Genomic DNA, 12375 nt, shown 5'->3' with positions numbered 1-12375 from the left:
CAGACCAGCTACAGATCGTCGGCTTGGTGAGCCTTTACCCCACCAACTACCTAATCTGACATCGGCCGCTCCAATCGCGCGAGGCCTTACGGTCCCCCGCTTTCATCCACAGATCGTATGCGGTATTAGCGCAGCTTTCGCTGCGTTATCCCCCACGACTGGGCACGTTCCGATGCATTACTCACCCGTTCGCCACTCGTCAGCACCTTGCGGCCTGTTACCGTTCGACTTGCATGTGTAAAGCATGCCGCCAGCGTTCAATCTGAGCCAGGATCAAACTCTTTAGTTCGATCTTGAAATTACTCATAAAAACGGAATTGAAGTGAACTTCACTTCTATTCTCATGAGCGTTTAAAGTCTTGCGACCTGGACCCTTTCGGGTCCGTTTTCGCAATCGCCTTCAAACGCCCACGCTTATCGGCTGTATGTTTTTAATGATCCCGCAGATCAGCAGCCTTCAAGCCACCCTATCTGCCCAACCCCGCTGCGATCAGCGGAGCCTTAGATTATGACACAGTTTTTGGCATGTTGTCAAAAAAATGAGGGTTTCCACTCGCTTTTTTGACCAGCCTACCCGATCAACTTCGCCACCTGCTTGAGACAGTCCGTGAGGACTTCGTAGCGAGCAGCGAAGCCTTGCAGTATACGACAGTTTTTGCGCCTCGGTCAAAGGTCATGCAAAAAAATGGCTGCGCGTGAGCCGCGTTGGCATGGGTGTGTGTGCACGGTCCTGGCAGCACTCGTGGCTGGGATAATCGCGCGTCTTTTGGTCTCAGGCACAGCATGGCACTTATCACTCTTCAGGACGCGCAGCTGGCTTATGGCCATGTGGCCCTGCTCGATCACACCGACTTCGCGCTGGAGGCGCAGGAACGCGTTGGCCTCATCGGGCGCAATGGCACGGGGAAGTCGTCCCTGCTTCGCATTCTGGCGTCACTGGAGAAGCCAGACGACGGCACGTTGCAGATGCAGGCCGGCCTGCGGGTGACGTATGTGGCACAGGAGCCCTTGCTGAATATTGATTCCACCGTGTTCGAGGCGGCGAGCGTGGGTCTGGCCGATGCGCGCTCGGCGCGCGACCTGTACCTGAGCGGCGCGGATGGCCTGGATCTGGATGCGCTGCAAAACCGAATCGAAGCGCTGGACGCCTGGAACTGGGAGCAACGCGTAGAGGAAACCCTGCACCGCCTGCATCTGGAGGGCGATGTGCGGGTGGGGGATCTGTCAGGAGGCAACAAGAAGCGAGTGGCGCTGGCGCAGGCGCTGGTAAGTCGGCCAGAAGTGTTGTTGCTAGATGAGCCGACCAACCACCTGGATCTGGACAGCATTACCTGGCTGGAAGACTTGCTGCTTGAATACAAGGGCAGCGTCGTGACCATCAGCCATGACCGCGCTTTCCTGGACCGGGTGGCCACGCGCATGGTGGAACTGGATCGCGGCCGCCTGCTGAGCTACCCGGGCAATTTCGCGCGGTATCAGGTGCTCAAGGAAGAGCAGTTGGCACAGGAGGCGGTGATCAGCGCGCGGGCCGACAAGTTGCTGGCGCAGGAAGAGGTTTGGATCCGCAAAGGTGTGGAGGCGCGCCGCACACGTGCGCAGGGGCGCATCACCCGCCTGGAGCGCCTGCGGGAACAGCGTGCGCAGCGCCGCGACGCCGTGGGCAGCGTGAAGCTGGAAGTGGCGAGCGGCAATGCCAGCGGCAAGATCGTGGCCGAGCTCGAGCGCGTGAACAAGGCGTTTCCCACCTCCGGCGGCGGACTGCGCACCGTGGTGCGGGATTTTTCGGCCACCATCCTGCGCGGCGACAAGATCGGCCTGATCGGTCCCAATGGGGCCGGCAAAACCACCCTGCTCAAGATCATCCTGGGCGAGCTCGTGCCCGACAGTGGCACGGTCAAGCAGGGCAGCAAGCTCAGCGTGGCCTATTTCGACCAGATGCGCGAGCAGCTCAACCTGGACGCGACGCTGGAGGATTTCATCAGCCCGGGCAGCGAGTGGATCGAGATCGGCGCCAAGCGCACCCATGTGAAGAGTTACCTGGCGGACTTCCTGTTTTCTCCGGCTCGAGCCAACGCGCCGGTGCGCACCCTTTCAGGTGGCGAGCGAAACCGGCTGTTGCTGGCACGACTTTTCGCCAGGCCGGCCAACGTGCTGGTGCTCGACGAACCCACCAACGATCTGGACATTGACACCCTGGAACTTCTCGAAGATCTGCTGCAACAGTACGAAGGCACGGTGTTCCTGGTCAGCCACGATCGGCGCTTTCTCGACAATGTGGTCACCAGTACGCTGGTGTTCGAGGGCGACGGCCGCTGGCGTGAGTACGTGGGTGACGTGCAGGACTGGCTGACGCAGTCGGCGCGCGCGGCCCAGTTGCAATCGGATCGGGAGGCTGCAGAAGCCGTCGCAGCGCCCAAGCCGCCGTCTGCATTGGCCAACGAGGTGACCAAGCAGCCTTCCCCCAGCCCGAGAAAAAAGCTCAGCTACAAGGAGCAGCGCGAATATGACGCGCTTCCCGAACGCATTGCCGCCCTGGAAGCCGAGCAGGCGTTGATCGACAAGGACCTGGCCGGCGGTCAACTTTTTCACAAGGATCCGGCCCGGGCAGCTCAACTTGGCCAGCGGCATGCCGAAATTGAAGAAGAGTGGCTTCAGGCCCTGGAGCGACTGGAGGCTCTCGGCGGCGTTTGAGGCCCGGCATGGGCACAACGCCATTCCTACACCCCACAATACTGCCCATGACGCCCGATCGTCTCGCTTTTGACCTGCAACGCACGCTGAACGAGCTTCAGCAGGAGCGCGAGCGCACGCAAAAGCTGCTGGGCGAACTGGAACAGCAGAATCGCGAGCTTGATCGCTTGCGCAATTCGGTGCACCGAGAGGCCAACAGCCGCTTGCTGGCCGAAGAAGCGCTGGATGAAGCCCGCGACCGTCTGCAACTCGCGGTGGATGCGACCGGCCTGGCCTTGTGGGACTGGCAACTGCCCGCCACCCAGGTGTTCCTCACCGCCCGCTGGGGCGAACTGCTGGGTGACATCGGGGCCGACGGCTACTGGGAGGTGGCCGACATGCGCGCGCGGCTGCATCCGGAAGACCTCGAACCACTGCGAGTGCAAATGATGGCGCTGCTCGAAGGCCGCATCCAGCGTGCCGTGGCTCAGCACCGTGTGCGCACCGCCAATGGCTGGCTCTGGGTGGAAACACACGGCATGGTGGCCGAACACGACAGCAAAGGAAAACCATTGCGGCTGATGGGCACGCTGTCCGACATCGGTGAGCGCAAGCGCATCGAACAGGACAGTGAGCGTGCGCGCGAACTGGCGGAGCAGGCCAGCCGGGCCAAAAGCGAATTTCTCGCCAACATCAGCCACGAGGTGCGCACGCCGTTGAACGCGCTCATGGGCCTCACGCGCATGCTGATGGATTCGCCGCTGAACGCCGAGCAGACCGGTTGGCTGGATCTGATGGACAGTTCGGCGCACTCGCTGCTGCAACTGCTCAACGACATTCTCGATCTCTCGCGCATCGAGGCCGGCAAGCTCGAGATCGAGCACGCACGCTTCGATCTGCGCCAGGCCATCGAAGACGCCTGCGCACCCTACGCCGAGCAGGCCCGCGCCAAGCCCATGGACTTCCAGCTCGTATTGCCCGAGGCCCTGCCGCAATGGGTGCTGGGCGATACGGGCCGCTTGCGCCAGGTGCTGAGCAACCTGCTCTCCAACGCCATCAAGTTCACCCCCAAGGGCGGACGCGTCGAGGTCCGCGCCAGCCTGCCCGAAGCCAGGGGCGACGCTCCACAGCAATGGCAACTGCAGGTGCGCGACACCGGCGTGGGCATTGCACGCAAGCATCAGGACAACATCTTCGATGCGTTCACACAGGCGGACGCGTCCACCGCGCGCCGCTATGGCGGCAGTGGCCTGGGTCTGACCATCTGCGCCGGGCTCGCACGCCTCATGGGTGGTGACATCGCGCTCGAGAGCGAGCTGGGGCAAGGCAGCACCTTCACGCTCACGCTGCCGCTGCGCGAAGCGCGCACACAGGAACCCAGCCCGTTGAGCGCCTCGGCCGAGTTGCTGGGCATGGTGCAGGCGGGACCGCGCTATGTCGGCCTGGTGGTGCTGCTGGCGGAAGACCACCCAGTCAATGAATTGATGATGCGTCAGCTGCTGCTGCGCATGGGATGCACGGTGCGCGTGGCGCGTGGAGGCGTGCAGGCGATAGCGCAATGGGAGCAGGGCGGCATCGACCTGATCCTCATGGATGTGCAGATGCCAGGCATGAGCGGCATGCAAGCCACGCGGGATATCCGCGAGATCGAGGCGCGCCGCAGGCTGCCGCGCACGCCCATCGTGGCCGTGACTGCCAATGCCATGGCGGGCGATCGCGAGGCTTGCCTGGCATCCGGCATGGATGGCTACACCGCCAAGCCGGTCAGCCCGCAGGCGCTGATCAAGGAAATGGACCGCGTGCTGCAGATCGAGGAAGCGCCCGCGGAGGCGTCGACCGTGCCCGGGGATCTGACGCCGCTTTCACCCATGCCCGAGATCCTGGACAAGCCGGTGCGCGAAGCCAGTCACCTGGAAGCGCTGGATGTGGAGAAGCTGCTGCGTCGCCTGGACGGCGACGAAGACACGCTGCGGCAACTGGCGCAGGTCATGCGTTCGGACCTGGCTTCGCGCCAGATCGAGTTGCAGCGAGCCCTGGAAACGCGCGACGCCATGGCTGCGATCGCACACGCTCATGGACTCAAAGGCTCTTTGGGCAGCATGACGGCCGAGCGCGGTGCGCGCCTGGCCAAAGGCCTGGAGTTGGCAGCGCGCTCGGGCGACTGGCATCTTTATGCGCGCGCCCTGCCCTTGCTGCAGGTCGAGGCGCGGCAAATCGATCTGGCGTTGGCCGAGCTCCTCAGCCCCGAAAACCGCGACCTCTTCGACACGCGGCACTGAGGCTGACCTTCAGGCGCCGGCTTTCAGTCGCGTGAACACGCGCCAGAACGCCGCGTCCTGCGTGGTGGCAAAGTTGATGCGCATCAATGTGCTGGGCGCACGCGCCGCGTGAAACAAGGCGCCGGGCGCAATCAGATAACCCTCATCCAGCATGCGCTGGGCCAGCGCATCAGTATCCACCCCGGTATCGACCCACCCGAACAAACCGACCGGTTCGGCCGCGAACCGGCAGCCTGCCGCCAGCGCGAGCTTGACGCTGCGCGCGCGCGCCGCGTCAAGCCGCGTCCGGATGCGCTCGGCGTGTCGGCGCAACTGGCCCTGTTCGATGCACAGGGCCAGCGCCTTCTCCAGCAGGGCAGGCGTGGTCAGGGTGGTGAGGAGCTTGGTGTCGAGCAGGGCTTCCACCAGATGCGGCGGCGCGGCCATGTAGCCGATGCGCCAGTTGGGCGCCAGGATCTTGGCGAATCCACTCACGTAGATGGTGCGCTGCAGGCCATCGAGCGCGGTCAGGCGCGTGGCGTGTTCGGGCGCGATGTGGCTGTAGGTGTCGTCCTCGACGATGTGGAAGTTGTGCTGGTTCGCAAGCTGCAGCAAGCGGTGCGCACTGCCGGGCGAGAGGCAGTAGCCCGTGGGGTTGTGGAACACGCTCACACTCACATACAGCTTGGGCTGATGTGCTTCGCAGTAGCGCGCCATCACCTCCAGGTCGGGACCGTCCGGGCCTCGCGGCACCGGCAGGATGCGCATGCCCAGCGCGGCCAGGCGGGCGAACTCCACCGCCCAGCCGGGTTCCTCCACCATCACCGGGTCCCCCGCGCGCAACAGCGTGCGGCTGACGATATCCAGCGCGTGGGTGGCTCCCACGGTGGTGATGAGGTGATCGGCGCTGGTCTGGATGTTGAGCGTGGCCAGCTTCTGCGCCAACAGGCGGCGCAGGCTGCCATCGCCCAGCGGCTCCCCGTATTGCAGGGAAAACTCCTGCAAGGCACGCGTGCCCGTGACCTTGCGCACCGCCGCGGGCATGAAGGTGGACTCCAGCCATTCGGGCGGAAACACGCCCATGCCGGGCTGCGGCTTGTGGCTGACCTTGTGAAACATGCCGCGGATCAACGCGGTGGCATTCACGGGCAAGGCACTGCTGCGCGCCGCCACACTTTGCGCGGCGCCTGCACCCAGTGCGGTGGTCACGCGTGGGACTTCGGCCGGTGCACCGTGGGCACGGACCGGTGCCATCTCCCGCACGAAGAAGCCCCGGTTCTTGCGCGCTTCCACCAGACCCTGCGCCAGCAACTGGTCGTAGGCCGCGACCACGGTGGAAGGACTCACGCCATGCTGCTGCGCGCACTGGCGCACCGATGGCAGCCGGGCACCGGGCGCCAGCAGACGGTTGCGCACACGCTCTGCAAAACGCGCCGCCAACTGGTCGGTCAGGGATTGTGCGGAGGTCTTCATCAACATGCTGAGGCACCCTTGAGGCTGATCCTGTACTGACAAGTTGACCAATACAGCACCGCAACTGCGCTGTCTAACTGTACTGGTCGTGTACTGGATCCAAAGATTACATTGAATTCCGTCTGCCAACAACCACCCGCTGTCCACGATGCCCATGAGCCCGACCGAGCTCACCGCCCTGCTGCTGTTCTGCACCGCCATGAGCTTTTCGCCGGGGCCGAACACCACGCTGTCGACCGCGCTTGCGGCCAACCTGGGATTGCGCGGCGCGCTGAAGTTCTGCGTGGCAGTGCCCACCGGCTGGACCTTGCTCATGCTGGCGTGCGGACTGGGTCTGGGTGCACTGGTGCAGGGCGTGCCAGCGTTGCGCTGGGGCGTGAAGCTGCTCGGCGTGGCCTACATGTTGTGGCTGGCCTGGAAGCTCGCCGGCGCAGCGCGCATGACCGAGGTCGACGCCTCGCGGTTGAACGTCACCTTCCTTCAAGGTGTGGGCTTGCAGTTCCTGAACATCAAAGCCTGGATGCTGGGCCTGGCGCTCACCGCCGGCTGGGTGGTGAACGCCGCCGGCCAGCCCGCTCCCAACCCCGGCGAACGCCTCGCGCTCATTTGCGTGGTGATGGTGTTCTTTGCCTTCACGAGCAACTTCACCTACGCGGTGATGGGCTCGATGCTGCGCCAATGGCTCTCGCAAGGCCAGCGGCTCGCGTGGTTCAACCGCGTGCTGGCCCTGGTGCTGGTAGCCACTGCACTCTGGATGCTCACCGTATGAACACCGCCACCAACAAGGGGTTATTGCTCGGCCTGATCGGTGTGACCATCTTCGCCCTCACGCTGCCCATGACCCGCCTGGCTGTCGGCACGCTGGAGGCGCCGCAGATGTCGGGCGTGTTCGTGGCGCTGGGTCGCGCCGTGGTCGCCGCCGTGCTGTCGATCGGTTTTCTGGTGATCACGCGTGCGCCCTGGCCTGCTCGCGAACACCTTGTGCCACTGCTCTTGACGGCCGCCGGCGTGGTGTTCGGCTTTCCGCTGTTCACCTCGGTGGCCATGCGGTATGTGGAAGCCGTGCATGCCGCCGTCATCGTGGGCGTGCTGCCCCTGGCCACCGCCGCCGTGGGGGCGCTGCTGCACCGGCAGCGGCCCTCCATGGGTTTCTGGTGGTGCGCGGTGCTCGGCAGTGCACTGGTGGTGGGCTTTGCGGTCTTGCGCTCGGGGCAGAGTGGTCTCTCGTTGCACCCGGCCGACGCCCTGCTGCTGGCAGCCATGGCCTGCGCGGCCGTGGGCTATGGCTACGGTGCGCAGCTCTCACAGCGCCTGCGCGCCGAGCACGTGATCTGCTGGGCGCTGGTCATCGCGCTGCCGCTCACGCTGCCCATCACCTTGTTCACCTGGCCCACCCATGCCTTGAACACGTCGGCCTGGTGGGGATTCGCCTACACCGCGGTGTTCTCCATGTGGCTGGGCTTCTTTGCCTGGTACCGAGGCCTGGCGCTGGGTGGCACTGTGCGGGTGAGCCAGGTGCAACTCGTGCAACCTTTCCTGGGCATGCTGTTCGCGGTGCCCCTGCTGGGCGAGCGTCTTGATCTCGTGACGCTGGGCTTTGCGTTGGCGGTGGTTGCCACGGTGTTCGTGGGCAAGCGCATGCCCGTGCGCACCACCGTGACAGACTGACGCCCCTGCTGATCTGAAGAAACGGAGAAAACCTTGAAACCCGACGACCTGAAAAATCCCACCGGCTGGACGCTGGCACGCCGCGCCGAGCGCATGAACCCTTCCGTGATCCGCGAGATCCTCAAGGTCACCGAGCGGCCCGGCATCATCAGCTTCGCCGGTGGCCTGCCCTCTCCCGCCACTTTTCCGGTGGACGCGATGCGCGAGGCCTGTGATCGCGTGCTGCGCGAAGACGGTCGCGCGGCACTGCAATACGCCGCCAGCGAGGGCTATGGCCCCTTGCGCGAATGGGTCGCGGCCAGCCTGCCATGGTCGGTGGATCCGGGGCAGGTGCTGATCACCACCGGTTCGCAGCAGGGCCTGGACCTGATCGCCAAGGTGCTGATCGACGCCGGCAGCCGTCTGCTGGTGGAAACGCCCACCTACCTCGGCGCGCTGCAGGCCTTCACGCCCATGGAGCCGGTGATCGAAGGCGTGGCCAGCGACGCCGAAGGCGTGGACGTGGACGCGCTGGAACAGCAGATCGGAAAGGATCCCGCGCGCGCGCCGCGCTTCCTGTACGTGCTGCCCAACTTCCAGAACCCCACGGGTCGCAGCATGGGGCTGCAACGGCGCCAGGCCCTGGTGAGCGCGGCGGCGCGCGCCGGGCTGCCGCTGGTGGAAGACAACCCCTATGGCGACCTCTGGTTCGACAACCCGCCCCCCACTCCGCTGACCGCGCTCAACCCCGAAGGCAGCATCTACCTGGGCTCGTTCTCCAAGATCCTGGCACCCGGTCTGCGACTGGGTTTCATGGTGGCGCCCGCGAACGTCTACCCCAAACTCCTGCAGGCCAAGCAGGCGGCCGACCTGCACAGCCCCAGCTTCAACCAGCGCATGGTGTCCGAGGTGCTCAAGGACGGTTTTCTGGAACGCCACGTACCCACCATCCGCGCGCTCTACAAGAGCCAGTGCGAGGCGATGCTCGAATGCCTGGAACGCGAGATGGCGGGTATGGACGTGCGCTGGAACAAGCCCGATGGCGGCATGTTCCTCTGGGTGCGTCTGCCCGAGGGCATGAACGCCGTCGAGCTGCTGCCCAAGGCGGTGGATCAGGGCGTGGCCTTCGTGCCGGGGGCTGCGTTCTACGCCGACCACGCCGATGCACGCACGCTGCGCCTGAGCTTCGTCACAGCCACCGTCGACCAGATCCGCACCGGCATCGCGGCGCTGGCCCACACCATCCGCGAACAGCGGCAGGGCTGAACATGCTGCACCTGTGGGGACGCCTGAGCTCGATCAATGTGCGCAAGGTCGTGCTCTGCGCGCAGGTGCTCGAACTCGATCTGCCGCGCAGCGATGCCGGCATGGCCTACGGTGTGGTCGACACACCCGACTACCGGGCGCTCAACCCCAATGGTCTGGTGCCGCTGCTGCGGGACGGCGACTTCACGCTCTGGGAGTCCAACACCATCGTGCGCTATCTGTGCGCGAAGGAAAACCGGTTCTACCCAGCGGACTTGCAACAGCGTTTCGACGCGGAGCGCTGGATGGACTGGCAGCAGACCACGTTGAACCGCGCCGGCGGACTGGCCTTCGTGCAGTGGATTCGCACCCCCGCCGAACGGCGCGATGCGCAGCTGATTGCGCAGTCGGTCGCGGCCACGGAGCCGCTGTTCGCCCTGCTCGACGCGCACCTTGCAAAGCAGCCCTTCATGGTCGGTGATGCCCTCACCATGGCCGACATCCCGATCGCCTGCGAGGTGCACCGCTGGTGGGGTCTGCCGCAGCCGCGCCCGAGCTGGCCCCACCTCGAACGCTGGTACGCCCGCTGGCTCGCCATGCCTGCGAGCCGTGGCGTGCTCGACCTCCCTTTGTCCTGACCGGAGAAACCCCATGCGCCAACGCCCCTTCAAGCAAGTCGACGTGTTCACCAACACGCCCTACTTCGGCAACCCGCTCGCTGTGGTACTGGACGGCGGCGACCTGAGCACCGAGGAGATGCAGCGCTTCACCGACTGGACCAACCTCTCTGAGTGCACCTTCCTGCTGCCACCCACCGACGAAGGGCGCGCTGGCGGTGCGGACTATCGAGTGCGCATCTTCTGCCCGGGCCGCGAACTGCCGTTCGCCGGTCATCCCACGCTTGGCAGCTGCCATGCGTGGCTGGAGGCCGGCGGCCAGCCGCGCGCTGAATACGTGGTACAGGAATGTGGGGTGGGTCTCGTGCGCATCCGGCGCGACGGCAATCGGCTTGCTTTTGCCGCGCCCCCATTGCGAAGAAGCGGGCCGCTGGACGAAGCCGACGTGGCGCTCATCGCTCGTGGCCTGGGCCTGGCGCGCAGCGACGTACTGGCCCACGCCTGGTGCGAGAACGGGCCGCCCTGGCGCGCGGTGATGCTGCGCTCGGCCGAACAGGTGCTGTCGGTGCGGGTCGACGCCGCCTTGCTGGGCGAGATGGAAATTGGCCTGGTGGCACCGCAGGAATCCGGTGCAGACACCGCCTTCGAGGTGCGCGCTTTCTTTCGCGGCCACCAGGGCCTGGCCGAAGACCCGGTGACCGGCAGTCTCAACGCCGCGCTGGCCCAATGGCTGATCGGTGCCGGCCTGGCACCCGAGCGCTATGTGGCGGCGCAAGGCACGGCCATGGGTCGCGCCGGGCGCGTGCACATCGAAAGCGAGGGCAGCGAAACCATCTGGGTGGGCGGCGGTTCGGTGACCTGCATCAATGGACAGGTGGCGCTGTGAAGCCGGTCGCCCTTCGGGCAGCCGATGCACCGCTGCGCACCAAACCGTCGAACTACCCCGAGCCCTTTGCCTCGCGCATGGCGGGCCGGCAGAAACGGCCACTGGGTGACCTGTTCGGTCTCACCAACTTCGGCGTCAACCTCACGCGACTCGAACCCGGAGCCGTCTCCTCACTGCGCCATTCGCATTCGCTGCAGGACGAGTTCATCTACGTGCTGCAGGGCCACCCCACCCTGCACACGAACGAAGGGCGCCGCGTCCTCGCCCCCGGTGATTGCGCCGGATTCAAGGCCGGCAGCGGCAATGGCCACCGCCTGATCAACGAAAGCGCCGAGGAGGTGGTCTACCTGGAGGTGGGCGACCGCACGCGCGGCGACACCGCGTTCTACCCGGATGACGACATCGAGGCCGAGCTCAACGGACACCGCTGGCGCTTCCACCACAAGGATGGCCGGCCGTATGAGTGAACACCTGCCCACCCTGGCCGACATTGAAGCCGCTGCGCGGGTGGTGTACCGAGAGTTCGCGCCCACCCCGCAGTACCGCTGGGCCACGTTGAGCCAGCGCCTGGGCACCGACTGCTGGGTCAAGCACGAGAACCACACGCCGGTGGGCGCGTTCAAGATCCGTGGAGGCCTCACGTACTTCGACCAGTTGCGCCAGCGTGGCGACATGCCGAAGGAAGTGATGAGCGCCACGCGCGGCAACCACGGCCAGAGCATTGCCTGGGCCGCGCGGTCGCATGGCGTGGGCTGCACGATCGTCGTGCCACGAGGCAATTCGGTGGAGAAGAACGCCGCCATGCGAGCCCTCGGCGCCACACTGATCGAGCACGGCGACGACTTCCAGGCCAGCCGCGAACACGCCATCCGACTGGCTGCCGAGCGCGGCGCGCACATGGTGCCCAGCTTCCACGCCGACCTGCTGCGCGGCGTGAGCACCTACTGGTGGGAATTCCTGCGCGCCGTGCCCACCCTGGACGTGGTCTACGTGCCCATCGGCCAGGGCTCAGGCGCATGCTCGGCCATCGCGGCCAAGCTGGCGCTGCGCCACCGCGTGCGCGTGGTGGGCGTGGTGAGCACGCACGCCACCACCTACGCCGATTCGCTCGCGGCGGGTCGCGTGGTGGAAGCCCCGGTCACCACCGTGCTGGCCGACGGCATGGCCTGCCGCGTGGCGGACGCCGCCGCGCTCGATGTGCTGTCGCCGCACCTGGAACGCATCGTGCAGGTGAGCGACGACGAGGTGGCGCAGGCCATGCGCATGCTGTTTGCCGACACGCACAACGTGGCCGAAGGCGCGGGTGCCGCAAGTTTTGCGGCCGCCTGGCGCGAGCGCACCGAGCTCAAGGGTCAGGTGGTGGGCACCACCTTGTGCGGCGGCAATGTGGACAGCGACTTGCTCGCCGCCGTCCTGGCGGTTCACCGCTGAACGAGCCTCGCAACGATCTCGCAGAAAGCCTCGACCGCATCGGTCTTGAACACCACCTCGCGCACACCAGCCGCAATCGCCGGGTCATTCTGCCCATGTCGGGCAAGAAGTTGAAGTCTTCTATCGCTGGCATCCACTCTATGGGCGT

At 65.6% G+C, this 12375-nt stretch carries 10 protein-coding genes and 1 rRNA gene; 9 read left to right on the top strand and 2 right to left on the bottom strand.

Going from position 1 to position 12375, the window contains the following annotated elements; genetic code table 11:
- Nucleotides 1-289 (bottom strand): 16S ribosomal RNA (locus ACTIF6_RS26750); the annotation flags it as partial.
- Nucleotides 290-783: 494 nt separating this feature from the next.
- Here ACTIF6_RS26750 and abc-f point away from each other — a divergent pair.
- A complete protein-coding gene (abc-f, locus tag ACTIF6_RS26745; RefSeq protein WP_439590736.1) occupies nt 784-2691 on the top strand; it encodes a ribosomal protection-like ABC-F family protein in 1908 nt (635 codons plus the stop codon).
- 47 nt (nt 2692-2738) lie between these two features.
- Nucleotides 2739-4949 (top strand): ATP-binding protein, encoded by a 2211-nt coding sequence (locus ACTIF6_RS26740; RefSeq protein WP_439590735.1) that lies wholly within the window; start codon nt 2739-2741, stop codon nt 4947-4949.
- A 9-nt stretch (nt 4950-4958) separates the two neighbouring features.
- Here the strand turns inward: ACTIF6_RS26740 and ACTIF6_RS26735 are convergent, their stop codons facing one another.
- Nucleotides 4959-6407, bottom strand: coding sequence for a PLP-dependent aminotransferase family protein (locus tag ACTIF6_RS26735; protein WP_439590734.1), 1449 nt, complete (start codon nt 6405-6407; stop codon nt 4959-4961).
- Between the two features lie 148 nt (nt 6408-6555).
- On the opposite strand from ACTIF6_RS26735, the gene ACTIF6_RS26730 reads away from it, so the two are divergent.
- The 7 genes from ACTIF6_RS26730 to ACTIF6_RS26700 are packed head-to-tail and all read left to right on the top strand — an operon-like array spanning nt 6556 to nt 12227.
- A complete protein-coding gene (locus ACTIF6_RS26730; protein ID WP_439590733.1) occupies nt 6556-7170 on the top strand; it encodes a LysE family translocator in 615 nt (204 codons plus the stop codon).
- Complete coding sequence (locus tag ACTIF6_RS26725; RefSeq protein ID WP_439590732.1) at nt 7167-8069, top strand: DMT family transporter; 903 nt, start codon at nt 7167-7169, stop codon at nt 8067-8069. The genes ACTIF6_RS26730 and ACTIF6_RS26725 overlap by 4 nt, the downstream gene beginning before the upstream one ends.
- A 33-nt stretch (nt 8070-8102) precedes the next feature.
- On the top strand, nt 8103-9314 hold the full coding sequence (locus ACTIF6_RS26720; RefSeq protein ID WP_439590731.1) for a PLP-dependent aminotransferase family protein: 1212 nt from the start codon (nt 8103-8105) through the stop codon (nt 9312-9314).
- A 2-nt stretch (nt 9315-9316) separates the two neighbouring features.
- Nucleotides 9317-9931, top strand: a complete 615-nt coding sequence (locus tag ACTIF6_RS26715) for a glutathione S-transferase family protein (RefSeq protein WP_439590730.1) — start codon at nt 9317-9319, stop codon at nt 9929-9931.
- 13 nt (nt 9932-9944) lie between these two features.
- Nucleotides 9945-10796 carry a PhzF family phenazine biosynthesis protein gene (locus ACTIF6_RS26710; protein ID WP_439590729.1) on the top strand — a complete coding sequence of 284 codons (852 nt, stop codon included), beginning with the start codon at nt 9945-9947 and terminating at the stop codon, nt 10794-10796.
- On the top strand, nt 10793-11263 hold the full coding sequence (locus ACTIF6_RS26705) for a cupin domain-containing protein (RefSeq protein WP_439590728.1): 471 nt from the start codon (nt 10793-10795) through the stop codon (nt 11261-11263). The genes ACTIF6_RS26710 and ACTIF6_RS26705 overlap by 4 nt, the downstream gene beginning before the upstream one ends.
- Nucleotides 11256-12227, top strand: a complete 972-nt coding sequence (locus ACTIF6_RS26700; protein ID WP_439590727.1) for a threonine dehydratase — start codon at nt 11256-11258, stop codon at nt 12225-12227. The genes ACTIF6_RS26705 and ACTIF6_RS26700 overlap by 8 nt, the downstream gene beginning before the upstream one ends.
- Nucleotides 12228-12375: the final 148 nt, after the last annotated feature.

Source organism: Hydrogenophaga sp. (assembly GCF_051860785.1).
GTDB lineage: Bacteria > Pseudomonadota > Gammaproteobacteria > Burkholderiales > Burkholderiaceae_C > Hydrogenophaga.
The sequence above is the reverse complement of the archived record's forward strand: the minus strand, read 5'-3'. Positions and strand labels throughout refer to the sequence as shown.